The 26,928-nt window shown below is 38.1% G+C and carries 19 protein-coding genes and 2 pseudogenes; 7 read left to right on the plus strand and 14 right to left on the minus strand.

Going from position 1 to position 26,928, the window contains the following annotated elements; translation table 11 throughout:
* The first annotated feature begins 54 nt into the window (after nucleotides 1-54).
* From bioH to H4J57_RS05470, 3 genes are all read left to right on the plus strand, one after another.
* Nucleotides 55-855 (plus strand): pimeloyl-ACP methyl ester esterase BioH, encoded by an 801-nt coding sequence (gene bioH / locus H4J57_RS05460; protein WP_220465887.1) that lies wholly within the window; start codon nucleotides 55-57, stop codon nucleotides 853-855.
* Nucleotides 856-1,049: 194 nt separating this feature from the next.
* The gene (locus H4J57_RS05465) at nucleotides 1,050-1,364 is read left to right on the plus strand and encodes a hypothetical protein (protein ID WP_182242180.1); all 315 of its coding nucleotides are present in this window, start codon (nucleotides 1,050-1,052) and stop codon (nucleotides 1,362-1,364) included.
* A 3-nt stretch (nucleotides 1,365-1,367) separates the two neighbouring features.
* Nucleotides 1,368-2,351 (plus strand): putative metalloprotease CJM1_0395 family protein, encoded by a 984-nt coding sequence (locus H4J57_RS05470; RefSeq protein WP_182242181.1) that lies wholly within the window; start codon nucleotides 1,368-1,370, stop codon nucleotides 2,349-2,351.
* Nucleotides 2,352-2,459: 108 nt separating this feature from the next.
* Here H4J57_RS05470 and pyrE read toward each other — a convergent pair whose 3' ends face one another.
* On the minus strand, nucleotides 2,460-3,113 hold the full coding sequence (pyrE, locus tag H4J57_RS05475) for an orotate phosphoribosyltransferase (protein ID WP_182214442.1): 654 nt from the start codon (nucleotides 3,111-3,113) through the stop codon (nucleotides 2,460-2,462).
* A gap of 26 nt (nucleotides 3,114-3,139) precedes the next feature.
* A complete protein-coding gene (gene rph / locus H4J57_RS05480) occupies nucleotides 3,140-3,853 on the minus strand; it encodes a ribonuclease PH (protein ID WP_070375502.1) in 714 nt (237 codons plus the stop codon).
* A 154-nt stretch (nucleotides 3,854-4,007) separates the two neighbouring features.
* Here rph and H4J57_RS05485 point away from each other — a divergent pair, with 154 nt between their 5' ends.
* The 4 genes from H4J57_RS05485 to H4J57_RS05500 all read left to right on the plus strand — a co-directional run bounded on the left by H4J57_RS05485 (nucleotide 4,008) and on the right by H4J57_RS05500 (nucleotide 7,778).
* Nucleotides 4,008-4,505, plus strand: a complete 498-nt coding sequence (locus H4J57_RS05485; RefSeq protein WP_083277985.1) for a thioredoxin family protein — start codon at nucleotides 4,008-4,010, stop codon at nucleotides 4,503-4,505.
* 4 nt (nucleotides 4,506-4,509) lie between these two features.
* Nucleotides 4,510-5,229: a gluconate 2-dehydrogenase subunit 3 family protein gene (locus tag H4J57_RS05490; protein ID WP_182242182.1), complete on the plus strand. Its 720-nt coding sequence runs from the start codon at nucleotides 4,510-4,512 to the stop codon at nucleotides 5,227-5,229.
* Nucleotides 5,226-6,935, plus strand: a complete 1,710-nt coding sequence (locus tag H4J57_RS05495; protein WP_182242183.1) for a GMC family oxidoreductase — start codon at nucleotides 5,226-5,228, stop codon at nucleotides 6,933-6,935. The genes H4J57_RS05490 and H4J57_RS05495 overlap by 4 nt, the downstream gene beginning before the upstream one ends.
* A gap of 237 nt (nucleotides 6,936-7,172) precedes the next feature.
* On the plus strand, nucleotides 7,173-7,778 hold the full coding sequence (locus H4J57_RS05500; protein WP_182242184.1) for an HAD family hydrolase: 606 nt from the start codon (nucleotides 7,173-7,175) through the stop codon (nucleotides 7,776-7,778).
* Nucleotides 7,779-7,837: 59 nt separating this feature from the next.
* On the opposite strand, the gene H4J57_RS05505 is transcribed toward H4J57_RS05500, so the two are convergent.
* The 12 genes and pseudogenes from H4J57_RS05505 to H4J57_RS05560 all read right to left on the minus strand — a co-directional run bounded on the left by H4J57_RS05505 (nucleotide 7,838) and on the right by H4J57_RS05560 (nucleotide 26,926).
* Nucleotides 7,838-8,503 (minus strand): YceH family protein, encoded by a 666-nt coding sequence (locus H4J57_RS05505; RefSeq protein WP_182242185.1) that lies wholly within the window; start codon nucleotides 8,501-8,503, stop codon nucleotides 7,838-7,840.
* 351 nt (nucleotides 8,504-8,854) lie between these two features.
* Nucleotides 8,855-9,581, minus strand: a pseudogene (gene istB / locus H4J57_RS05510) (IS21-like element helper ATPase IstB).
* Nucleotides 9,574-11,068: pseudogene (gene istA / locus H4J57_RS05515) on the minus strand (IS21 family transposase). The pseudogenes istB and istA overlap by 8 nt, the downstream one beginning before the upstream one ends.
* 165 nt (nucleotides 11,069-11,233) lie before the next feature.
* Nucleotides 11,234-13,711, minus strand: coding sequence for a hypothetical protein (locus H4J57_RS05520; protein ID WP_182242186.1), 2,478 nt, complete (start codon nucleotides 13,709-13,711; stop codon nucleotides 11,234-11,236).
* 16 nt (nucleotides 13,712-13,727) lie between these two features.
* The gene (locus H4J57_RS05525; protein ID WP_182242187.1) at nucleotides 13,728-16,367 is read right to left on the minus strand and encodes a P-loop NTPase fold protein; all 2,640 of its coding nucleotides are present in this window, start codon (nucleotides 16,365-16,367) and stop codon (nucleotides 13,728-13,730) included.
* 22 nt (nucleotides 16,368-16,389) lie between these two features.
* The gene (locus H4J57_RS05530) at nucleotides 16,390-17,124 is read right to left on the minus strand and encodes a hypothetical protein (protein ID WP_182242188.1); all 735 of its coding nucleotides are present in this window, start codon (nucleotides 17,122-17,124) and stop codon (nucleotides 16,390-16,392) included.
* Between the two features lie 109 nt (nucleotides 17,125-17,233).
* The gene (locus H4J57_RS05535) at nucleotides 17,234-20,485 is read right to left on the minus strand and encodes a type I restriction endonuclease subunit R (RefSeq protein ID WP_182242189.1); all 3,252 of its coding nucleotides are present in this window, start codon (nucleotides 20,483-20,485) and stop codon (nucleotides 17,234-17,236) included.
* Nucleotides 20,486-20,529: 44 nt separating this feature from the next.
* Nucleotides 20,530-21,564 carry a virulence RhuM family protein gene (locus H4J57_RS05540; RefSeq protein ID WP_182242190.1) on the minus strand — a complete coding sequence of 345 codons (1,035 nt, stop codon included), beginning with the start codon at nucleotides 21,562-21,564 and terminating at the stop codon, nucleotides 20,530-20,532.
* A gap of 11 nt (nucleotides 21,565-21,575) precedes the next feature.
* Entirely contained in the window at nucleotides 21,576-22,457 is an 882-nt protein-coding gene (locus H4J57_RS20250) for a DUF4145 domain-containing protein (protein WP_182242191.1), read from the minus strand.
* On the minus strand, nucleotides 22,454-23,251 hold the full coding sequence (locus H4J57_RS05550) for a hypothetical protein (RefSeq protein ID WP_182242192.1): 798 nt from the start codon (nucleotides 23,249-23,251) through the stop codon (nucleotides 22,454-22,456). Before H4J57_RS05550 ends, H4J57_RS20250 begins: the two co-directional genes overlap by 4 nt.
* Nucleotides 23,241-24,560, minus strand: a complete 1,320-nt coding sequence (locus H4J57_RS05555) for a restriction endonuclease subunit S (RefSeq protein WP_182242193.1) — start codon at nucleotides 24,558-24,560, stop codon at nucleotides 23,241-23,243. Before H4J57_RS05555 ends, H4J57_RS05550 begins: the two co-directional genes overlap by 11 nt.
* Nucleotides 24,560-26,926 carry a class I SAM-dependent DNA methyltransferase gene (locus tag H4J57_RS05560; RefSeq protein ID WP_182242194.1) on the minus strand — a complete coding sequence of 789 codons (2,367 nt, stop codon included), beginning with the start codon at nucleotides 26,924-26,926 and terminating at the stop codon, nucleotides 24,560-24,562. The genes H4J57_RS05555 and H4J57_RS05560 overlap by 1 nt, the downstream gene beginning before the upstream one ends.
* Between the last annotated feature and the right edge of the window lie 2 nt (nucleotides 26,927-26,928).

Consider the following 26,928-nt stretch of genomic DNA (forward strand, 5'->3'; position numbering starts at 1 on the left):
AAGTAAACTGTCGTTAACTTCGTGTAATAAAAATTAACGGTAATACCCTCTATTATGAGCATGGCAGAAACTTTAAAAATATCGAGTCAAGGGTGCGGACTTCCGCTAGTTTTTATTCATGGCTGGGGATTAAACTCGGGCGTTTGGCAACCGAGTGTCGAGGTATTAAAAGAGCACTTTGAAGTGATCACTGTCGATTTACCTGGTTTTGGTGCTAATTTAGAACACTCAATATCTCCTTATACTTTAGCTGAAGTTGCATCATTAATAGCGCAATCTGTAGCAAAACCTGCGGTATATATAGGTTGGTCGTTAGGTGGTTTGATTGCCAGTGAAATAGCATTAAATTTTCCAAAGCAAGTGAAAGCATTAATCACGGTCGCTAGCTCGCCTTGTTTTGTTGAGCAAGAGAACTGGTTTGGCATTAAGCCAGATGTTTTAGCGATATTTCATCGACAACTAGCAGAAGATACCGCCAAGACGATTAATAACTTTTTAAAAGTTCAGGCGATGGGCAGCCCTCATTTACGTCATGATATTAAATTGCTACGAGAACTCGTTATGCAGTTTCCAATGCCAACCAAATCAACTTTAGATGAGTCGCTGCAATTATTGACAACCGTTGATCAGCGCGAAAGTCTCGCCCAAATATCGATACCCTACTTGCGGTTATACGGAAAGCTTGACGGCTTAGTGCCGCGCAAGGCAATTACAGCTATTACTGCATTATCACCTAACAGTGATGTTGTTATTTTTGAGCAGGCATCACATGCACCTTTTATTTCTCACCCGGAGGCGTTTCTCGAAACACTAACGACTTGGCTAGCCCCTTTAGTTGAAGGTACTTATCGATAAATCGATCCTTTACTTTTTAGTCGTATTGTATGATAATTGAACAAAGATGTTGCAGGGTTAAATAGCAAAAACTGAGTACTTAAGCCGATTACTTAAGCTAAGTATTTAAATTAAATATGTAAATTAAGTCTGTAAATTTAGTATTTACTTATTTGTACATTGTTATTCTGTTAATAGGTATAGAGGAGTTTGTTATGGAAATACAATCAGCATTAGCAAGTGGTCTACAAGGCTTTCAAAAAGCGCAAGGCGATGTAACAGAAGCTGCAGCAGATATTGCGGCTAACTTAGCTGTTAGTCCTGAAGATTTTGGTATTGGCCAAGAAAACAATACTGATAATGCACCTAGCCCAAATACAGCTAGTAAGAATGCTAGTTCAGCAGAATTACCAGACCTTACCAAAGCCGTTGTCGATTTAAAAGTTGCAGAATTTCAAGCGAAAGCGTCCGCCGATGTTATTCAAACAGCTGATGAAACTTTAGGCACGCTATTAGACGTTCGAGCATAACCGATGAACATCACGCCGCAAACGCCTACTCTGTCTATTCCTACTGCGGTTAATCCGCAAACGGATAGCTTGCGTCGTGAAAATAATATCCGCGAAGTTATTGCAAAACCAGCGGCCTCAAACCAGTCTGCAGCAGAAAAAGGGGTAGCTTCTGACAGAGAAAGAGGCAGAACCCCTGCACAGAATAATGAAAATTTTGATTTTGAAAGCATCCGCAAGCAAGCGGAATCAGCAACAAAAACGATTAGCGGTGATAGTAATCGCGAGAGTGGTTCATCAGAACAACAATCTGCAGCTGAGACTTTTCTAGCAAACGAAAATGCTATTGAAGATGATAGTGAAAATGGTCAAAATTCAGCAAGCTCCCCTGATGGCAAACCGGCTCCTAACAGTCGAGAAGCTTTTACCGAACAAAGAATTATTAATGAGCTACAACTAAGAGATCAAGAAGTACGTGCTCATGAATTGGCACATGCTTCTGTCGGTGGCGCATCAACGGGCTCACCTTCATATACTTTTGAAATGGGTCCAGACGGAAAGAAATATGCTGTTGGTGGTGAAGTTTCAGTAGACCTTTCTACGGTTAATGGCGATCCAAGAGCAACCATAACGAAAATGCAAAAGGTCTATGCCGCCGCACTAGCACCTGCCGATCCATCAATTCAAGACACCCGTGTTGCAGCTTCAGCGTCGCGAGCTATTTTACAAGCGCAAACAGAGCTGGCCGCGATTAGTTCAGCAGACACCAGTGAAGCAAAAAATGTAACCGTCCAAGGTAAGTCTCGTGATGTCTTTTCAGCAGAAGAAAATCAAGAAACAGAAGATTTTGATACACTAGTTAATCGCACGTTAGCGTCTCAGGACGAAATTATAGCTAACCGTGATAGCTCTGTTGATGAGCGAGCTTTAAGAATTGAAAGCCTCTATGCTGGCATTACTCAAGCTTATGAAAAAGAACCCAGTTTTCATTTCCAATTAACGGCCTAAAACCTCTTAAGTTATTGCGCTATAAAGAAAAAGCCTCATTATTAATAAATAATGAGGCTTTTTATTGTGCTTGTATCATTAAGCTAAAGTGATATTAATGATTGTCAGCTAAATACCGTAATTCTCACGGTATTTATTAATACTCGCTAAACTTGTCGCTAATGCAGGTTGCAAAGCAAGGTTCTCTTCAAGGTAAGTAACCACGTCAGCTAGGGTAACAATGGCAATAACTTCTGTACCAAAGTCACGTTCAACTTCTTGAATAGCAGATAATTCACCTTGGCCTTTTTCTTGGCGGTCAAGAGCGATTAATACACCAGACAATTGAGCGCCATGGGCCTTAATAATTTCCATTGATTCACGAATAGCAGTGCCGGCAGTAATAACGTCGTCCACTAACATTATCTTACCTTGTAAAGGAGAGCCAACTAAGCTGCCACCTTCACCGTGAGTTTTTGCTTCCTTACGGTTAAAACAATAAGGCATGTCCATACCGTGATGATCAGCTAATGCTACTGCAGTGGTGGTTGCAATTGGTATGCCCTTATAAGCTGGACCGAAAAGCAAATCAAACGCGATAGTAGAATCAACGAGTGCTTGTGCGTAAAAACGACCTAAGCGTGCTAAATCACCGCCGGTATTAAATAAACCCGCATTAAAAAAGTATGGACTTGTACGGCCTGACTTCAAAGTGAATTCACCAAAGCGAAGTACTTCTTTCGCTAGAGCAAATTCAATAAATTCACGTTGATAATCTTTCATCTTTATTCCCACTTTAATCAGAGTATTTAGCTAAGGGCTAACTTTTGTAAATCAAATAATTCGTTAATACTATCTTTTGCTAACGCTAGCATATTGTGCATTTCATCAAAGCTAAACGGCGCTTCTTCTGCTGTGCCTTGAATTTCAATCAATTTGCCTGTGTCTGTCATAACGACATTCATATCGGTATCGGCAGCAGAATCTTCTGGGTAATCAAGATCCGAAACGGCTTCACCTTTATAAATACCAACAGAAACTGCTGCTATCATATGCTTTAATGGATTAGTTTTAATAATATCTTTAGCGCGCATATAATTTAAAGCATCGACTAATGCGACACAAGCACCGGTAATGGAAGCAGTACGTGTACCGCCATCAGCTTGTATAACATCGCAATCGACGCTAATGGTATTTTCACCTAGGGCTTTCAAATCGACAGCTGCGCGCAATGCACGAGCGATTAAACGAGATATTTCCAACGTACGACCACTTTGTTTGCCGTTAGCTGCTTCTCTGCGCATACGGGTGTGGGTAGAGCGAGGTAACATGCCATACTCTGCTGTGATCCAACCTTTACCTTGTCCTTTTAAAAAACGTGGTACACCGACTTCTACTGAGGCAGTACAAATAACTTTGGTGTCGCCAAATTCAATTAATACTGAACCTTCAGCATGAGTAGTAAATTGACGAGTAATGGTTACAGGACGTATTTGACCTGGAGTTCTGCCGCTTGGACGCATGTTAATATACCTATGGTGAAATAATTGTTGCGCATTATAATCGTTCAGCAACAAATTTGACATAATCACGTGAAAACAATTTGAAATATAGTTAATCTAATTAGGGTCTAGTTAGCAGTACTTTACAATATCCTAATTTATATTGAGCCTATTTATGAAAAGCTTTGTTGTGTTAATGCTTGTTACTTTCGCTTCTTTTTTGTTAATAACACCCGCCTCAGCCATTAACGCTGATGATTTACCTAAATACAGTAAAGTCTATGATGAAAAAAGTGATCCCTTTAAAGATGCGAATGCGGCAATAAAGCTAGCTCAAAAAACTCAGCGTAATGTGCTAATTGAAATTGGTGGCAACTGGTGCAGTTGGTGTAAAAAAATGGATGTTTTTTTGGCTGAAAACCCTGAGGTTTATCAGAAGCTCCATAGTGAGTTTGTCTTGTTAAAAATAAGCGTCAGTGACAGTAATGAAAATGAAGCGTTTATGAAATCGTTACCACCCGTTTTAGGCTATCCTCATATGTACGTATCAACAAGTAGCGGTAAAATGCTTTTATCAAAAGATACTGCCGAATTACTCGTTGGTGAACAATATTCTAAAGAACAGTGGTTAGCCTTTCTTAATAAATGGCAAAGCAGTGAGACAAAAGGATAAATCAATGTCAGGTACAGCATTAAATAAAATCAACAGCTTCTTTGATAAAAATTATCAAACACCATCTTGGTTATCACATAAGTTTTCTCGTCGTAAATTATTGAAATCAGCGGCGGGAGCAACGGCAATCTCTGCACTTCCTGCGGTAGCGTTCAGTCAACATGAAAAAGATAAAGTGTTTGAGACTTTGCAGGCAGAGCCTTGGTTAACCTTGAATGCCGTGCTTGATCATCTCTTACCAGAATCAAGTAGTGGTCCAAGCGCCAAAGAGTTACAAGTCGTTATTTATTTATATAACGTTGTTTATCAGCAACCCACTGAAAAAAGTGAAATTGACTTTATTTTTAAAGGTGTCGGTTGGTTAAATGGTTATACACAAAACCAATTACAAAAAAACTTTACTGAGTTAAGCAAAGTCGAAAAAGAAACGATGTTACGAGGGATCAGTGGCTCGAGAGCGGGCGAAAACTGGCTCAATAATCTACTGGGTTATATTTTTGAAGCTATGTTATCGCCACCTGCTTATGGCGGTAATCCAAAAGGTACTGGTTGGCAATGGCTAGAGCATCAAGCGGGCTTTCCATTACCTGACGCGGGTCAACGTTATTTCGAGTTACCCAAACGTTCGGTGACCAGCGACAAAAGTGCCAACAACATTATTCAATCAAAAGACTTATTAGCAAATAAAAAGTGGTCGACAGTTAAAGGAAGTAACAAAGCATGAGTTTTGATATTTGCATAGTTGGTAGTGGTGCAGGGGCCTCACCTGTCGCTTATACATTAGCGAAAGCTGGCGCTAAAGTATTAATACTGGAAAAAGGTCCGTGGTTAACCGAGAAAGAATTTTTCAAAGATGAATTAGCGATTAGTTTACGTGATTCTTATAATCCCAAACTGGCTGATGAACAGCATGTTATTGAAGAAGAATATCAAACCGCTGACGGAGAAAACTATTGGCAAGGCGAGCCAACAAGTGAGTCGGGCTGGAGCTTCTGGAACGGTAATGTTGTTGGTGGTTCATCTAACTTTATGAGCGGTTATTTTCATCGATTAAAGCCGGTAGATTTTAAGTTAAAGTCAACCTTTGGTGATATTGAAGGCGCTAATATTGTCGATTGGCCGATCAGTTACCACGAGCTTGAACCTTTTTATGCGCAAGTAGAACGAGATGTTGGTGTCTCGGGGAAAGTTGTTTCACACCCTCATCAAGAACCACGCTCAAGCGATTTCCCATACCCGCCATTAGTTGATCATCAAGTATCAGACTGGATTGACAAAGCAGCAAAAAATATTGGCTATCACTCAATGCCAGTACCTCGTGCCATCTTATCGACTCCAGCCATGGGACGAAAAAGTTGCGAGTATTCAGGGTATTGTAGTAGCTATGGTTGTTCAACCGGTGCCAAAGGTAGTGGTCGAGCTGCTTTGTTAAACCATGCCGTGGCAACGGGAAATTTAACCATTAAAGCGAATGCTAAGGTTTATCATATAGCGAGTGATGATGAAGGTAAAATATCTGCCATCCATTATTACGACTCACAAGGTCGAGAACAAAAAGCCACAGCAAAAATTTATGTTGTTGCTTGTCAAGCGGTTGAAACATCACGTTTATTGCTGGCTTCCAAAGGGAAAAAATTCCCACAAGGGCTTGCGAACAATAGCGGACAAGTGGGTAAAAATTTAGTGTTTAGTGGTGGAGGTACAGGTAAAGGGGACTTTTTATTTGCTGATTTAACAACGCAAAAGCAAGCTCAATTAAAGCAAGTTGGCCCTTTTATAAATCGTGCTTTACAAGACTGGTATCAAATTGACGATAAAAGCTTCTCTGGTGCTAATCTACAAGGTCAAGCGAAAGGCGGCACCATAGACTTTCTCTTTTATCAAAACCCTATTGCTCGTGCACAAGGGCAACAATTCAATGATGCAAATGAGTTAGTGTGGGGCGAGCAATTACAGAAAAACTTAAAAGAAGAATTTACCACTTATAAAACCTTACGTTTTGAAGTCTTTAATGACTGGTTACCCACCGACGATTGTTTTGTTAGTTTAGACCCAGAAGTCACTGATAAATGGGGGCAAGCAGTCGCCAAGGTAAGAATTGGTGCACACCAACATGATAGGGTGGTTGGAGAGTATCTAGCGGAGAAAGGCAAGAAGTTGCTGGAAAGTATGGGTGCAAAAAATATTACTAGCTCTGTTAGCAGCTACCCGCCAACAAACTTAATGGCAGGAGGTTGCCGGTTCGGTAATGACCCCAAAACATCGGTATTGAATAAATACTGTCAAGCCCATGAAGTCAATAATTTATATGTTACCGATGGCTCATTTATGCCCACAGGCGGTAGTGTTCCCTACACGTTTACCATTTATGCCAATGCATTTCGAGTTGCAGAGCATATTAAACACCGTTGGCAAGAGTCTATCATTTAGCCATTGTTATTGGGGGAGTGTTGTGAGGAGATAAAAGCATACCCTCACAACAGTTTATTGATTAGGTTTTAACGAGACATCAATTTTCTAAGGCTAATCGACGAGTCTGATCTGAATTCGCTATAGCCACGTATTACTGCACAGTTTAATTATAACTTGGTGTAATAAATTGCTAATCAAAGCGAATGTTATTATTACACTTAATTCGTTTGTCCGATAACGAGGAGTAATACAGTATTGTTAGCACATAAACCATTAGGGGTGATATTTGATCTCGACAACACCTTGGTCTCTTCATCTTTAGATTTTGACAGTATAAGAGCTTCCTTGGGGTGTCCAAAAGGCATCGATTTATTAGATTTTATTGATGCTTTACCAGAACATCATCAAGTTGAAGCTCATGAGGTGATAGTAGAATATGAAATAAATGATGCTCTGACAGCAAATAAGTTGGTGGGAACCGACCAAATTTTAACTTTATTAGCTGAGTTGTCTTTACCTTGTGCGATTGTTACCAGAAATTGTCGACAAGCAGCGACGATAAAAGTAAAAAACAATAATATCGATATTGAGATATTACTGACCCGAGAAGATCACAAAGCTAAACCAGCCCCTGATGCGTTACTACATTTAGCTGAGCTTTGGCAGATAGCCCCTGAAAACTTATTGTATGTTGGTGATTATTTATATGACTTGCAAGCGGCGCGTAATGCTAACACCATGTCTTGTCTTATCAATTATGGTATAACAGCAAGCTATGAAAATTTGGCAGATGTTGTCGTTCTCGACCTTAATGAATTAAGCGAGACAATTAAGCAAGTATCGATTGTAGAACATGCATAATGGAATTATCTGCAGTGTATGTTCTTTACTGCAGACATTCATGCACATTAAATCGTTAATTACTTATTTTCAAGTAATGCTGTTAGGCATGATACTTGTTCGCTCAATACTGTAACTTGCCTTTCTAGATCTGCTACTCTTTGCTCCAGATAATGCTGATTTTCAGATGAACTATCGTCTATATCGACAATGTTAGTATCAGCTAATTGATTTTCATGGGTATCAGAAAGTAAATGAACGTAGCGAGAATCACGTTTGCCAGGCTCTCGCGCTAGCTTTTTGACTAATATCTTACTGTTTAAATTTTGCAATTGATGCAAAGTCGTTTCAACTTCACTGACATCGGTAAAGTCAGCTAAACGATTGGTACGAGTTCTTAACTCTCCTGGGGTTTGCGGCCCTCTTAGTAATAACACACAAATAATGGCTTTTTGCTGGCGTGTAAATTTTAAATGACCAAACTCAGTATCACAAAAACGATGAAAATATTTATTTACCCTTACCGAAGCTTTTCTATCTACCATTAATTGATTCATTTCTACTAATTCATCGACTAAGTTTTGCACATCACTTTCAGAAAAATTCGTTACCGGCTCACGGCTACTTTTTTGATTACAGCCTAGGGTAATACCATTTAATGAGAGTGGATATTGCTCAGGTGTTGTGATTTCTTTCTCAAGCATTACACCAATAATGCGGCATTGGTTGGCGGATAGTGTGATCATTTTTAAAGTTTCCTGACAAAAGTCTTTGCTGATGTTATACCAAGCTATGTCTATATTTACTATGTTAAGTTGTTTTATCAGCCATAAAAAAAGCCATAGTTTGCTATGGCTTTTAAAGAATCAAACCTACTTAATACCTATTCGATATTCGCGATCTGCTTATTGGTTGCTAGGGTTGTTTCTCCATTTAATTGGGCTAGGGTTCTATTTTGAATGAGGCCTTGTTATTTGCCCACCATTTTGCCCACCAACTCCGTTGTACTAACAGGAAAGTTTAGATAACGTGTCTATGTAAAAATCATCCCAGTTTTTAGTGCACTATCAGACGTCAACTAACTTGTCCGGTCGGCGTCAATTAACTTGGCCGGTGTTGGATCTTACTTTCATTGCCTGTTTTTTACGGTAACTCTCTCCTTGAATTTGATAAATATCACTGTGATGAACTAACCTGTCGATAGCGGCAACGGTCATCATATTATCACCAAATATGCTATCCCACTCACTGAACGCTTGGTTTGAGGTGATCAACAGACTCCCTCGCTCATATCGATGCGCGATTAATTCAAACAGTACCTGACTTTCACTGTCATTCTTTTTCACGTACCCTATATCGTCTAATATGAGTAGCTCATATTTATCGAGCTTTCTCAGCGCGTCATTTAATCCCAACGTTTCTTTTGCTCGCTGTAATTCCTGAGCAATCGCCGTACTCGTACTGAATTTAACCCGTACTGCTTTTTCAAGTAATCCGTATCCTATCGCACAGGCTAAGTGGGTTTTACCTAATCCACTCGATTTGATCCGTTTTTTGCTTTATTTGTAGTGATGTTACACCTTCAACTTCATCAAAATCATATTGATGAAGTTGCTTGCCTACGGGTAATTTACTGTCTTTAAGGAGCCGTTTTAATCGACTTTCATGCCGTTGGTTAGCTTCAAGTTCACATAGCTCAGCAAGGAATAATGCAGGCTCCCATTGCTCTGTGATCGCTTTTTGGGCAATAACTTCCCATTCTTTAGCTATTGCACTTAACCGTAATTCTTTCAGTAAAATCGGTAAACTTTGGATATTAGCCATGTAACCCTCCAAGTAAGCTATCGTAATCACTTATTTGGTGTTGATGGCTGACAATGTCTGGTATATCAACACGCCCAGGGCCAAACATTTGTCGGCACATATCGATGGATATACGTTTACCTTGTTCATAATTATTCAACACATAACGTCCAAGTGACTGTTCACAATCATAATTATGTGCGACTAACAATAATTCAACCATATACCGGCAGTCTTTGTCGCTCACCTGTACCTTAGTTAATTGCTTCCACAACAAACTAAAATCGCCCTCAGGAATTAGATCCTCGCGTAACTGTGAATATTTAAACGCATTAGGTTTCTTCGCCAGTGAGTGGATAACATGTTTATAATCTACCGCGCGTGATCGCAGACTTCCTTGCGCATACACTCTGGGCAGAGATAACGTTTTCTCGTGACCAAGAAAGAGATCAAGTGCCGTATCGTAAATATGAACCAGTAAGCGATGACCAATCAAGCGTGAAGGAACCGTATACGTCACGCGCTTGATGTTGATCGTACTGCTTGAGGTAACTTTGATGTATTGTTCACTAAAATCATTGGTACGACGCTTCGGTAGAGGGGTGAGGTGTTTACGTTCTTCATCAAACCTGTCTTTACACTGACGATTAATTTTCGCGACAATTACATTAAGAAATGCCTGATAATCGTTAATTGTCGTAAAATCACGACTACCGCGTAGGCGTAATTGTTGATCAACTTTCTGTTTCAAATGACTGTGCGCCACTTCAATCGCTCCATTTTCGTGGGCAACCCCTTTGTTGTTACGCGTTGGCACAACATCATAATGTTTGCACAGTTTTTGATAGCGCTCTGTCAGCGTTTCTTTTTCATAATGGTTGTTGAACGCCGCACTTAAGCTGTCTGTTCTGTGGGTTTGTGGCACGCCACCACTGCGCCAAAAGGCATTTTGTAATCCCGTTGAAAGGGATTCAAAGCTTTCACCTCCAAAGACGACTTGCGCATACGTCCAGCCACTAAAAACAAGTTTGTAATGAAAAAGCTTATGAGAAAATATTTCGCCTGCGATAGCTATCTCAAGTTTATCCATCCATGTGTAATCAGTGATCCCCATAAATCCGGGCATGTATTTTTGACGAAAGATAACCTCTTGTTCAGGGCCTTCAGTAGCTAACCACTTTTTCACTCGGCGTTGTAACGTCCGCAAATGATTGTGACCGAAATTTCCTGGCATCAGGGTGTCGAGGTGATCTAATAGTGTAATGGGTTGAAGTTCAGGATCGGCTTTAAGCAGCGGAACTAGGTGCTGTTCAAAGGCTCCATTGAAGGGGTCTTTACGTGTTCGATAAGCTCGGGGGGAGTTTACTTGTTGAATGTTCACCGGACTCAACGCGCCTTGCGGTGCGCTCTGACATACCTGCTTGGGCAGCGGCTGTTGTTTGTTTATGATCCTTACGATAAGACATATATAAATTAACCTGTTGTTTGGTTATGGGTTTTCCAGACATATCTTTCTCTATTGAAAAGTATATATCTGAAGTGTACCAAAACCGGTCAACCTAATTGTCGCGAACCGGCCAAGCTAATTGTCGTCTAATAGTGCACGTTGCTTGTATCAAGATTTTTTCAAACTTTAGAGTTAAGTTGCTTACGTATACTGGAATTTAATATGGCTAATTAAAAAAAGGCATTTTATTCTTTTTAAATTCCTGGACACCTATTTCCCTAATCCTATTAATCCAAATATCAGCTTCCTCTGAACATATGGAAAAATCTTTAATAGCCGTTTCTTTGATAACACGATGTTCGTTTGCAATTGTGGTAGGAAATAATCCAGCATCATCAGTATTTATACACACCTTTACCGGGCCATTTCGTAGGCCAAATAAGTTATTAACCTCACCTTTAATTAATGTTTGCTTATTTGGTGGGGTCCACCGGTAAATTGGATGTTCATCATAACTTTTGAAATGTCCTGCATAAATATTTGAACTGGGGCAAGCTTCAATCACTAAACCCTTTTGATCGAATATATTCATTAAGTAATCTTGAATAGCCGAAATGTAGTGAACCTCATCTAAAGAAAAGAAATCGATTCCTTTTGATGCATCGGTTATAGCGTCGGGATGCCCCTCCCTCAAGTGTTTAACTTTAACTATGGTTTGATACTTGTCATTATAATTACTATGTTTATTCGCACTCATAAAATACGACTCCCATAAATTTATAATTTTCTTGGATGGCTTCCTATCAATAAAATCTGGAATCAGCGCAGAGAGTAAATCTAAACCTTCACTATTTTTTAGCTTCATATATGTTATTGGACAGTTACGTCTTAATTCCCAAGCTTCATATAATGAACGAGGATCATGACTTTGGTCGAAAATATAATGGCTCCAGTGCGCAATTTTCTCCGCTAAAATTGCAGTATAAGGAGATATATCAGGACATTTCAGTGCAATTTTAATTGTTTGATGATGCAACCACACCAAATTATCAAGATGTTCACCAGCATTTATAAATACAGTACCCTGTCGTTCTACCCATAGCTTAGGGTTAATACCAAGAGCCAAAGCATGACCCAACCGGTCATCATGACCCATTTCACAGAAAGTAACCGTTTCATCAATGTGCCTAAGCCCCGAAATTAAGTGCTGAAAGTCTTCACCCACATGTACACTCAAGTGCAACTGCCTTGTTGGTTTATAGCTTGGGTGAGGGCATTGCCATGGAGATGTACGAAGGTAACGTAAGCTAGGAGCAAACACTTCTATCGGTAGTTCGTTCTCGTTACCCGCAACATCTAATCCTCGTAATAAGTTCAATAAATTAACAGAGTGTTTGGCTGTATCTAAAACACTCTTTTTAATAGTAGTTTGTTGAATTTCTACTGAAGAAAATAAACGAGTTAACCGATTTCTCTCACGTTCCAACTTTAAACGAAACTCTCGTTGGAGCTTATTTTTTGGATTCCCACTGCGAGTAAAGTGTAAACAAAAGTGGATGTTATTTTCATAACCCTTTTTAAATAAATACTCTGACATATTCTTTAATGACTTTCGCTCAGCCATCTTAGGACTAACTTTAAATTCTCTAAAAATATTTTTAGTGATATCAGTTGCTAGTGAGTATCTTACATAAGCATTTTCAGATTTTCCTTTTCTCAGATTATGTCGAAAGTATTCAACAAAATAGCCTAAGCCAACACCTTTATTAATCATTGAAGCTCTTAAAATTTGACTAGTATGAATAAAAGCACGTAATGCTGTTTTCCATTCCTCGCCAAGTTCCATATACCTTTCAGCATAAAAAAGCGCTGTATATAAAAGTAAGCAACCTTGATCCGAATCACTATTAAATGCATCTTTCAATAATTGATGGAATACACTGTCCCCACTGAATTGAATGAGTGACTGTAAACTTAAATTTTTCTGCCTAAGGCTTATCAAGTCCGAAAAATTGGGCAGTATATATTTATTATTATCGGATTTTTCAAAAAGGCTTCGCTCGATAAGAACATTGAACAAAGAATGCAACAAGCGCGGCAATTCACTATCATTAATCAAACCAGAATTAATAAAAGAAAATTCGCTTAATTGAGGGGGAGTATGTGTTTTACCTTTTGGTGAGTATGGGAATAGTGAAAACTCGAGAATAGCTTTTCTATGACTACCATTACCCCCTAAATGAGCATGATTATCACCATACTTAAGGTTATCATCAAACTGTAACGCTTGTGGGCACTGTGAAACTAGAGAAAGCTGGTCTGGCTGGATTTTATTTAGCTTAAGCATCTCTGCATACATCCAACTTATAACTAGTAGGGGGTCGATATAAGAACATATGGCTTGCCACTCATCTAGGTATTCAAGCTTTGCTTCAAAGCTATTACCTTTCCAACTTAAAAAACGAGTTCCCATTTCATCAATAAAACTCAGATCATAATTCATGCTTAAGCTTTGAGCATCCAAAGATGATAACAATGCTATATTGTCTTCTTTACGATGATCGTTTTGTTGATAATCTAGAAGTGATAAATAAGCTACACCTTTGGTTCTTTTGGTACCATTACTAGAAAGAAGTTTGTAAAGCCAGCGGTCAGACCTTAATAAACTGACTTTAAAAATATATTCAGCATCTATAGTTAACAAATTAATTTACTCACCTTTAGATTTTTATAGCTTGAGTTTTATCTAAACGAGCATCCCAAGTAGACCTTAACGCCTTGGAGTTAACATTTTGTTTTTCTAGGATTATTCTTTCTATGAACTCCGTTTTAAGCTCTGTTTTCCCCTCGAAAACCTTATCGATTTGCGTTTGAGTAATAAATCGATAAATATTTCTTTCCCCTAGGTTTAATAATGCTTCCTGCTTAGTTTGAACGTCTCCATCCATTACAATTATTTCATCAAACTTCTCTATAAATTTTTCCCGCCGAGTTTTGCGGATATTATCCGAATTTGAATTGCTGCCTTTTGGTCGTGTACCAATATACAACCAGTCTCGCATACTTTTTTGATTATAATTATCTGATAGTTTAAAAATCGGATGTTCAGTAAAGGCTTCCATAAGTGCTTGATTTTTACTTGCCTCACCATGAATAAAATCTAATACATTCACTTTATAGGCCCGGTCTAAATTTTTAGCTTGTGGCAACATTAAGTTATCTGAATATCTCGTTTTGGCGGTATTTTGAATGGCCACAACACCTTTATCTTTTAAGAAAGAGCCCAAAGCACTCAGCAACACAAACTCAAAACGACGAGCAACATGAAATAAGTTATCGTGAGAATATTTTTTATTTTCACTTTCTGAAACTTTCTCTTTAGTCCTTGGATCAGCTGTAAACGTATTGTCTTTTTTCATCAAATGCAATTGAGTAAAAACTTTATTAAATACAAAGCTAAATAGTGTTGTTAATCCTTTATTTTTAGCTTCTTTCAAAACTTGATCATTATCATATCGCCATTGAATTACCTTACGTATAAAGATACCTTCTACTTCAGGAGAAAATAATGAGTCTAAAGTATCTATTTCATCCTGACCTTCACTTTCATTTTCATCCTTACTATCAACTTCATCTGAATCAATTGTTTTAGTCGGTGTCAACGAATAAATAGAATGCATAGGAGGGTTTTTTTTCAATTTTTGTAATAAACGTTCACCTTCATGTGCATCAAAATCATGTATCACTGAAAACATAAAAAGTTCAAAAGCCTTACCAAAAAATAATTGATGCTTCATATATTTAGCTGTTCCATAGTAATTAGAATGCGTAAATAAACTTACTAACATGCTTAAATTACTTTGAACATTTTTATCTACTTCTTTCCCTGTAGCTTTAAGAAGAGAAGGTCTCGATATAAATAAATTATATTTATAGAACTCAATCGGTGGCATTGGAATAATTGTGTCTCCAATAGTTCCCTTTACAGAATTAAGCATACCTCTTTGAGAATTAAACCAATCTGCATTAGGGTTTTCTTTCGTTTCTAATACATTAAAGTCATCAAAAATTCGACTCTGAATAATATTAAATTCAATTGACTGGTTATGTGTTAATAACACTGACTGAGCTTTAGTATTAAAAAGTGCCAGGCTTGAAGGCAACAAAAATGGTTGCTCTATCAATTGCTCTTCCGCTGTAGCTGTTAAGTATCCTCTGCCATAACTACTAGTTTCAGAGTAGTGCATAAAATCAACCCAAAAACTTGATTTATTAATATTACTCTTTGATTTTATAGCATAAACATAATCAGAAAATTTTTGAACAAATTGGACTAATTTACGTGATGTTATTGGGATAGGAAAACTGTGGCTATTTTCTTCGCCATTAATTAATGGCGAAACCCACGAATTAACAACGGTAACGAATTCATTAAGGTCAGTAATCTCTCCCTTCTGAAGGTGGACCTGTATTTTAGGGATTAATGATGTTATAGAAGTTAAACCAATACGAAGATGTTCAGGGAAAACTTTAAGTAAATATTGATCAGCCAAATACTCTGCAGTTACTGGATCGATCGGGACTCTTTTTTGATATTGCGAATTACTCGCGTGAGCAAAATGATCAATAAGTATTTTTTGATAAATTGATTTATCACCACAAACAACCGGAATTATTTGTGGGCATGATAATAATCTCCGAATAGTTTCTAACACTTCGTGAGATTTATTCATCGACATATCAACATCGTCTATCAGTAAAACAATCGCGTCTTTCTTTAAGAAAGAAATACAAAATTCAATATAGAGGTGAAAGTTACTTTCAAGATCCATCGATGATTGATAACTTAAAATTCTGTCTAAACCACCAGCATCTCGGCTATTATACTCAGACTGACCTAAAGATTCGGCAAGAGTACCTAGGATATGGTAATAGTCTGCTTTTGAGGAAGTTGACGCGTTAATTTCCTTTTGCATGTATCCGTGGATATGCGCAATCACTACATTCACAAAATTATCGTTGTTAATTAATAAGGTCGGATCGATAATATCTAAAAAAAGAACATTGCAGTTACTCTCTGATTTTTTTTCTTGATGCTGCTTCCATTGTTTGGCTAGGTTATATAAAAATACGGTTTTACCTGTGCCTCGGTCACCGAATACAAAAAGTGCATCATGAACTCTTGATAACGTTTTATTTACTGATCTTTCATTATTCTTTAGAATTATTTTTGATTCTTTAACTAACCGCTCTATATTAGAAATAGCTAACTCATAAGCTCTACTTTGCCAAAGCTCATTGTCATTTTTATACTCACCAGTGAATTCACCAGAATCAACATTTAAAACTAACTTTTCCATCAATTATTATCCTTAATTTTTATTATTTTTTTGTAGAAAGCCACTTTAGTGCTGAATTACCATATTCAATGTAATCGCCTACAATGTCTTTATGGATCTCTTCATGAGATTTTTTAATTAATTCATGTAACTGTAATCTTATATTTTTATCTTCATTCGTATCAGTGCCTAATAGTTTATCCGCATATAAAAGCTCTACTTTTTTTGCGTACAATCTATTTCTTGAATAACCACGGGTATAGCCATACTTCCGGTTACTGGAATAACTAATAATGAAAATTAAGAGGCCCCAAAATAAAGCATGTGGTGCCAACTCATTCCACTTAAAAGTTAAAATACTTAATATAAGTAATACTGTCATTACTCGTAAACAGTTTATCAATATAGATTTTTTAGTTTTTCTGCTGTAATTTATTGTATCTAAAGTTAATTTTATTATCGATACAGCTAGCAAGAATAATACAACTAGAAGATCAAAAATATTAATGTTAAAGGCTTCAAATGTAGAGCAGACCTTAGACATTATGACTTGATTGGTAATAGTTAATTTTATTTCTCCAATAAAAGAAAAATTACCTGCAAGGGTCAGTAAGCCAAATACAATCATCAAACTTGCTATGGAAGCTAACCGTCTTGTTAACGTGTGTGGTAGTTCAAAGTCATTTGCTTTGTCTGAAAATTCTGTATGAATCACTTTAATTGACTCTGTTAAATCTTCTTTAGCAAAGCTTGCTAAATCATTTTCATTTACTGGCATTAACCATCCCTGCTAAGCATTAATTGCTTTTTTAAGTTAAAATTTATATTCGGCGATATACAAAAAGTGTATTCAATAGGCTCAGATCGTTTGAAATAATATTTAAATATCATTTATCAGCCAACTTCAACAAATCAAACACCAACCTTGAAAACCCATTAGCCTTATCCGGATTAGATAACAACTGCATCATTTGGTTTTCATGGGCTTCGCCGCTATCCATAATTGCATCCATTAAGGCTTTAGGAAAGTCTCCTAGCATTGCTTGCTCAGGCGTATTATTGTCTATCTGCTTCATCACTAGTGTATTTTCTTTCATCTTATCTTTGATGGTATATAGATAATTAACCATATCCTGATCGGTCAGCATATCAGTGATAAATAGTTCATTTAGCTTAGAGATAATTTGAGAAAGAAACTCTTCTTTAGGATCTTTAGCTTTGGCTGTTCCCACAGCATCACCTGGTACTAATTCATAATCCGCAGCATCTTCTTTCAGTTGAATGTCTTGCTGGCGTATTTTTGATAACCGATAGTGACTCATCACGACATTGCTTAAATCAATATCACTTTCTTCAGCTGTTATCTCACGTAGCATCGGGCGAAGGTTACGGGCATATAGGCATAGTTTTTCTAGCTCTTTATCGTCGTAATCGACAATCTGAGACATAAATTCATAGAAGCGCACGAATGTACCTAAATCCTTTTTAAATATCTCTAAAGCGTCTTTTTCCTGCTTACAATCTTTAAAACTGTTCTCTGCATTAGCTATTAATACGGCATCACACGTTTTTTTGGTGCGCTCGAACATATCTCTGGATTGTTTGTATGCATCAATCGCAGACTTATAGCGTTTTTGCCAGCGCTCAACAGCAGGCTTACAAATATTGGCTATGGCGGCGTTACTTTTACTTTTAATAAAAAATGCATTGCAGAATTGTTCTACTTCTTGCCATTGAAAAATACCAGACGAACGTAACTTGTCCCTTAAATCAAAAATAAGATCAGGGTCTGATACATCAGCTAACTCAGCTGTTTGAAAGTAGGGCTGGAATGAAGAAAGAATATCTTCAGGTTCATTGAAAAAATCCAGTACATAAGTGCCAGTTTCAGCTTTACCAGGGAATGTACGGTTTAAACGAGAGAGTGTTTGTACACACTCTACGCCGCCAAGTTTTTTATCAACGTACATAGCGCAGAGTTTTGGTTGATCAAAGCCTGTTTGAAATTTATTGGCAACTATCATCACTTGATAATCATCACTATCAAAAGCCTTGCGCATATCGCGGCCTTTGAGATTGTCATTCATATTTTTTTCGGTGAACTTAAAATCAACGAAAGCTTCACAGCCAGGGTCTTTATCAGAGAACTCAACTTCTCCTGAAAATGCGACCATCGCATGTATTTTCTGATAACCTTTTTCAACAATGTATTTATCAAAGCCTTGTTTATATCGAACGGCTTCTTTACGTGAGCTGGTGACAACCATAGCTTTAGCTTGTCCACCGAGAAGGCCCATCACGTTATCTTTAAAGTGCTCTACAATAACCTGTACTTTTTGGCTAATGTTATAGTCATGCAAGCGTACCCATTGATTAAGTTTTACTTTTGCTTTTTTACTCTCAACCTCTTGGTCACTACCTTCCATTTTCATCGCAAGGTTATAAGCAACTTTATAGTTGGTGTAGTTTTTCAATACATCGAGGATAAAGCCTTCTTCAATGGCTTGGCGCATACTATACACATGATACGCTTCAGGCTTATTTTGCTTAGACGGAGCTTCATCTGGCTTAGGTAAACGCCCAAACAATTCAAGTGTTTTGGTTTTAGGTGTTGCGGTAAACGCTAAGTAACTTAGGTTAGTAGAAGCGCGACGTGATGCCACAGTAGCATCTAAAATATCTTCAGTAGTGAGTTCTTCATCAGCATCTTTAGTATCAATCATTAATACTTCTTTGAGCTGCCGAGCTGTACTACCTGTTTGTGAGCTATGAGCTTCATCGGCAATAACCACAAAGTTTCGTTCTTTTAAACTAACGCTATTTTCAATGGCTTTTAACACAAAAGGAAAGGTTTGAATGGTAACGATAATAATTGGCTGTGAGCATTCTAAAGCGCCAGCAAGTTTCTCAGATTTAGACCCATTTCCTTCGTCACGGTTTATTCTGCCTACCATGCCTTCTACTGAAGTAAATTGAGATATTGTTTCTTGTAGTTGGTCATCAAGTACCGTTCTATCAGTGACAACAATGACAGAGTCAAATAACTTATTACCCTCAGCAGTATGAATGGCAGATAATTGATGTGCAGACCAAGCAATAGAATTCGATTTACCCGAACCAGCACTATGTTGTATTAAATATTTATGACCAGGGCCTTCAGTGCGAGCAGCATTAACTAATTTACTAACAACATCCCATTGATGATAACGAGGAAATATTAAAGTCTCTTTTTTGTATTTACGGCCTTCCCAGTCTTCTTTTTCTTCTATTTGTAAATGCACAAAGCGAGCGAGAATATTTAATAGGTTATTAGGTTGTAATACTTCATTCCATAAATAATCAGTGGCATATTGATTAATATTTTTAGGTACATCATTACCAGAACCACCTTCACTTGTGCCTTTGTTAAAAGGTAAGAAATAAGTATCATCACCTTCTAGGCGTGTAGTCATATAGACTTCATATTGGCTTACTGCAAAATGTACTAAAGCACCACGTTTAAAAGTTAATAACGGTTCAGGCTTCTTGGTGGCAGGGTCTATAGCAAAACGTGTAGTTTTATATTGATTAATCGCGTTTTGAACGGCTTGTTTAAACTCTGACTTAAGCTCAAGCGTTACTATGGGTAAGCCATTAACAAATAGCACTAAATCTATACGCCACTTTTTAGCTCTAACACCGTTTTCTGCTTCATGCTCATCAGTTGCCCAAGGTGAGTAAACCAGTTCGGGTACTACACGTAATTTGTTCTTTTGGTAACGCGCTAAAGTATCGGGATTTAAATCATGCTCAGGTTTGAATTGGCATAAACTAAAACGTGTGCCGCGATCACGTATTTCGTGTCGTAAAACGCCTAACGTACCAAAAGTCCGCATATCTTTATTAGCGGCATTAGGATCAGCTTTATTTAACTGCGAGGCTACCCGCTCTAAAAATTTTTGCTCAGGGTTGCTAGGGTAGAGCGCACAAAACTTTTGCCATTGAGTATCCTGAGTCTCTTTTACAAAACCCAATACATCATCTTCATATAAGGCTAATTCACGATTATAGTTTTCAGGCTTTCCTAGCAACCAACCATTAGCGACTAGCTGGTGTATCATATCGTTTTGAAAAACCACTTCTTGTGTTTTATTACTCATGTTTATCCCTACGTCCTTGAGCTTATTACCATTGGTTTAGCTATTTATTCGGTTTTTTTATTCGTTAAGGCTTTCACTGCATTAGCTAAATCTTGATCAACTTGGCTTGGTTTTAAATCAATTACTCGTCGAAATTTATCGTATTCTTGTTTGGCTTTTTGTTTCGCCTGCTCAGCCGATATTTTCCCAGCGTGAGTTAAAACATCAAAGTCGCTTAATTTAAGAAAATCATTTAACTTACTTGCCCAATCAGCCATTTTCATTAGTTTGCCATTTCGTGCTTGCAGCTCGGCAAATTCAAGGTAAGAGGTTACCAAACGGTTCAATGTTTCAAGTTCATCTTCAGACAAGTAATTTTTGCCGACTATAACTTCTTTGCGTATAGGTTCTTTGCCAGCATCTTTACCTGGATAATTTGTTAAGCCTAGATGAGGTTTATTGGCATCAATACGTTGGTGAACTACTTCAGCAGCAGTATGACCATGTGCAGCCCAATGCATTTTATTTTGAACTTGAGAAAAAAAACTGATGCTTGATTGTGCTTTACCGTCATAATCGATGCTAGTTGCGTAGATATCACACACTTTCCGCCAGAACATTTTTTCTGAAGAACGAATATCACGAATAGTATTCAGTAATTCTTCAAAGTACTGACTATTTTCAGGCTGTTTTAAGCGCTCATCATCAATAACAAAACCTTTAACCAAGTACGATTGCAAGGTTTTAGTTGCCCATTGTCTAAACTGAATACCTTCTTTAGATCTAACGCGATAACCCACAGCAAGAATGGCCTCTAAACTGTAGTGTTCTATCTCTCTTGTTACTTGCCTAGAACCTTCTTGGCGAACTATTCGGAATTTCCGAATGGTTGCGTTTTGTTCAATTTCACCATCGCTATAAATATTAGATAAATGTTCATTAATGGTAGGTACACCCTTTTGGTATAGCTCAGCGATCAATGCTTGAGTAAGCCATAAGCTATCAGACTCAAAACGACATTCAACCTTAGTACTGCCATCAGTACTATTAAATAATATAAACTCACCATTAGGTGCTTCGGGTATTAAATTATCAGTCATTAATTACTCCGTTATTTTTCATGTTCTAGTGTTTTAGCTTCAGCTCGAGCTTTTTTCTTGTCGAACTTGTCCTCTAATTGCGCTTGTGGTGCTTTTAAACGTTCTAATTTAGCTAAACGAGGAAATATGGCTAATACTTCTTCAACAATATCAAACGCCAGCAGCAAATCATCTTCATTAACGTTATCAGAATGTGTGCCTTCATTACCGACTAAACGTAATGTATTTAAAAAACTCGCTTCGGTTGGGTACTTGGATTCCAATTCTTTTATTTGTCGAGCAAGAGAGTTCGGCTTCATACCTAATTCACTACAGAATTTTTCTATTGCTCTCCGTAATTTACTGGCAGATAAGTTGGTATCAATATGGAAAAAATTAAAAGCACCTAACAGTTCAAACTGGATTGATACTGGCACCGCAGGGGGTATCTCAAGCATGGGCACGGGTACTGAGAAGTGGTCAATTTTGTATAAAGAAGGTAATTGTTTTTTATCAGTATTGTTTTTTGTGTGTTCTTGGGCCAAGCCTGTTACTGCTATATGGTCATTGCAGCTGACACAAGTCATAAAGGCGGTAAATTTACAGAAGTGATAACTAGGTTTAACAACCTCACGGTAGATCACTGCTGCTGCACCAAATAACCCTAATACAGAATTGCTTCCCAGCATTTTACCAACGAGTTCTTTTTGTTCGATGCCCCTTTCTTTTCTCTTGTCATTTTCCAAGTTGAAGTGAGGTGAAGCTATTTTCTTATACTTTTCAGATACAACACGGCTAACGATAGTGCTTTCATCGATGTTCAATGTTTCTTGATGGCAATAAGGGCAGGGTAAGTTGGGGTATTTGTCTAAAGCGACGAAACCTAATATTGACTTCCATTTGTCAGTGTTCACGAGGTAAATCCTTTTAATAGTTCTATAATCTCTTTGCTGAAAATAAAACAGAGTATTGAAAAGCACCCTAATAAATATGGAGCTATAATGTCTAAATTTTCACGGTGAGTTAAAAACCTTGTTGTACGATACCTGAGTTCATAGGATAAAATTTTAAAATATGGCTTAAGGTTGACTCTGTTTTTGGTAACCTTTTTATCTTCTTTCTTAGTTTCTTCACTTTTAATGCGCATTAAATTAACGGTCGCCCAATTTTCATAACCGGAGCCGACACCACTCATCCAAGTATATTCAATATGCCTGCCAAAGAGATGTGAACAACTATATTTTGTTTTCGTTCCGCTGCAACTTTGTTGATAAATATCTACTTCTAAGCTATTTGGATATAAATCATGAATTAACCCATCACTTTCTCCAGCTTCTTCATGATAACGATGAAAATAATCGTCGTTGAGCATTCTTTGGGTCCAGGCTTCATACAACTCATCATGATATGGGCGGGCGTAGTTGTAGTATCGGATCATAAGAAAAGCGATGGATAGCAACAATAAATAGGCAATACCGTTTTGATTAGTGAAACTAATCTTCATGATAAAGGTATTTGCTTCAACTACCTTGGCACCTGAGAAAGCGATTGCTAATAGAATAAGAGAAACTACGGTAAGTAGCTTACGTTTAGCTTTCAAGCCTTCATCGGCGTCAATACGTTGAGTTAGTGTTAATGACTTTTCTGGCTCTACATCTGCAGTGGGAATAGGTGCGACTATTGAGACTTTAACTGCGTTATCGGCCATTGATAGAACCTTGGTTTGATGATTTAGGAGCATGCCAGCTTCTAACATCAATTTTTCCTGTTACGGCTGCGGATATTAGTGCTGTGCGGCGTTCTTTTAAATACTGTAGCGAGATTTCACACTTCTTCACAGACTCATCATAGATAGGTACTTTTGATTCGATCAATTTAACTATTTCATATGACTCCTTTTCAGGAGGAACTGGTAAGCTAATATTCGCTAAAGTGCCTAACCCCAAGGTCTGCTGAGTCCCATAAGTCCAAGAGAGTTGAATTGCATCTCGTACACTGGATGACTGTAACAAGTAAAAAATAAATTTTGATGATATATCGTCCCTTGGACGAATGGTTGCAAGTGGCACCCAAACGTTAAAATCCTCGTCTGTTTCAACCATCGCAACAACTCCAGTTGTTGCGCCTAACTTGACCATTAATATATCGTCTTTTCTAGGAGAATAACGTTTAGAATATATTTCATGGTCTGCTCTAGAAATATATCCCCACTTTTTATCAAAATTTATATATCCCTGAGATATTGCCTCAGCTGAGATAAAAGGGATCCCTTTATCCTGTCTAATGGGTGTTAAGTGAGGGCCATCAATAATAGGGGCTGACACTAAATACTTTAACGAACAAACTTTCCAATGCTCAGGCACTTCGCCTAACCACTCAACACCTGAGTCTTTCATTGCTGCATCGGGATTAAGGCCTTTAGTGACGGCATGGCTGATCACGGCTTGACGTTTTTCTTTTAGCAGTTTAATCAGCTGTTGCTGTTTGTCGATCAGGGTATCTATTTGAGCAGTTTCGTGATCTAGGAACTCGGCTATTTTTTCTCGATCACAGGCTGGAGGCTGTGAAATGGAAATATCCGCCATCTCATTATTCATAATTTTTGCACCATTGGTGTCTGGGCGCTTATGAAACTGGGTGACGTACTCTAAACAATACAGAGTAAATCCCATACAAAGATCGCTATATTTAGGCTGTAAAGTTCCACAAACATTTGTGCAGTTATGCTTTCCATTACGCAAAAATACCGTACCTGCATTAGCACCGTCAGTCGTCCAAGTTATTTGTTCACAATCAAAGTCATATGTACCGATGTAGCCTAGACACCCATTGTTTTTAGTCTGCGAAGAATAAACAGGAAATTGCCCATCATCTTCCAGCTCTTGCTCTGAGATAACCCGGCCTCGGCCGATATTAAATAGAAACTTAATTCGTTGAATGTCCCAATCCGTAGGAATACTTTCTATACCAAGAACACTAGTCTCTTTGTAATCAGAATATGCCTGATACTTAGCCATCAAGAATGCACCTCTTGCAAAAGCTTCATTATCTCAGCTGAAACTGTATCTAAATCCGTATCAATATCGATTAATTCTCTTGGTGGTTGATACTGATAAAAATGGCGATTAAATGGGATTTCATAACCGACAATACCGATCTCCTGATCTTTATCATCTTTCTTGCTGGCGTCTATCCAGGCATCAGGCACATGCGGTTGTACTTCTTTCTTAAAGTAGGCTTCGTTGATGTCATTTACTGTTTGGTTAGGGTCAAGGGCAACGTTTTCGTTATCTCGTAAATCACCATCGGTTTTGTACTCAAGCGTTTGACCATTTTCTTTACCTTCGCTAGCAAACAGGCCGTATATTGGATTGGCTTTAGTTTTATGTATCTTCTTAATCACTTTTTCTGCTTCAGGATTTTTCCAACTTACCGCTGTGGTGATTTGTTTTTTCTCTTTGGTGTCTAAAGTGATTTTTTGTGCTTTGCAGGCGACTTTAAGAGCAGCTTCATAGCTATTCATGTCATTGCATTGCATCGTGCCCATACCTTGTGGAACAGCTTGTTGTAATTGCTTGGCTTTGAGCATTACTTGTTTTTGAGCAAGCCAGACTTTACTGTCGAGTAAGTCTTTAATTTGTTTTTCTTTTAAGTCACTAAAATGATTTTTAACATAAGCGCGAATTTCTATTGCGACGTCATTTAACATTCCGTAGCTTTCGCAGTCAGTATTGTCAGACCAACCCGCGCCAAACTGCTCATGCACCCACTTCATCGGTGCATTTAATGGTTTGGCGGCAAAGCGTAACTCGGCAATACGTTCATCACTGAATTGATAGCTTTCGCGTAATGGCCGCTCAATGGTGATGCGGCGATAACCAAACTCATGGCTGGCGAATATTTTACTGGCGAAGGTTTTTAGTGCTTCGACTTTTGGATTAGCCGACTGACGGCCACGGCTACTTTTTTGTTCTGCGGGTTTATTTAGTCCTAACTCTTCAAGAGTAATAGCATCGACCACTTTAAAGGCACCAAAGCTGCGGGTAATAGTGGCAATATCCTCAGCGTTCATTTCATTACGTTTTGAACCGAGAGATTTACGCATTTTTCCACACAGGTTAACGCCATTGATTAGCTGTACTTTGCCTTTGCGTTCATCTGATTTTTTATTAGAGAGTACCCAAACATAAGTAGCAATACCTGTGTTGTAAAACATATCGGTAGGTAGTGCGACTATGGTTTCCAGTAGATCGGCTTCAAGAATATAGCGGCGAATTTCAGACTCGCCTGAGCCTGCGCCTCCAGTGAACAATGGCGAGCCGTTAAGGATAATACCAATACGACCGCCGCCTTCACTGGCATCTCTGAGTTTACTTAGTAGATGCATTAAAAATAGTAATGAGCCGTCTGATACTCTGGGCAAGCCAGCACCAAAGCGTCCATCAAAGCCCTTAAGGGACTTTTCAGCTTTGATTGTTGATTCTATTTTCTTCCAATCTACGCCAAACGGGGGGTTAGATAACATGTAATCAAACTTATCTGCGTAAAGCTGGTCGTTAGATAAGGTATTGCCTAATTTAATATTAGAAACGTCTTGCCCTTTAATGAGCATATCAGCTTTACAGATAGCGTAACTTTCAGGATTAAGTTCTTGACCATAAGCGCGCATTACCGCTTGTGGATTTAATTCGTGTACGTATTCCATACCTGAGGAAAGGAAACCACCAGTTCCCGCAGTAGGGTCGTAAATGGTGCGGATAATACCGGATTTAGTTAAGGCATCATCATCTTCCATAAATACCAAGGACGTTGTTAAGTGGACAATATCGCGTGGGGTAAAATGTTCACCCGCTGTTTCATTAGAACCTTCAGCAAAGCGGCGTATGAGTTCTTCAAAGGTCAGACCCATATCGTGATTGCTGATCGCTTTGGGGCTCAAGTCTGTTGTTCTAACCTTTTGTACTACTTTCCAAAGTAAATCAGCATCATTAAGCTGGCCAATGAACTCTCCAAAGTTGAAGTATTCAAATATTTCGCGGGCATCTTTGGAAAAATCTTGAATATAGCTTTCAAGGTTAGTTTTAATATCCGACTCACCAAGCTTAGACATATCCATTTTTGATGTATTGAAGAAACTTAACCCACCCGTTGCTCTTAACAACATTTGTTCTTGCGCTTCTTCCGGCAAGTTCATTTGTTGAACCTTGTCGTGTTGAGCAAGCACAGCTTCTTTGCTTTCTTCTAAAACACCTTCAAGACGACGTAATAAAGTAAAAGGGAGAATGATACGGCCGTATTGAGATTGTTTAAAGTCACCACGAAGTAGGTCTGCAATAGACCAACAAAAGGCTGCAAGGTTGTTTGGGGTTTGTTCTGTTGTCATTT

The sequence above is a fragment of the Colwellia sp. BRX8-7 genome (genome assembly GCF_014077275.1).
Classification (GTDB): domain Bacteria; phylum Pseudomonadota; class Gammaproteobacteria; order Enterobacterales; family Alteromonadaceae; genus Colwellia_A.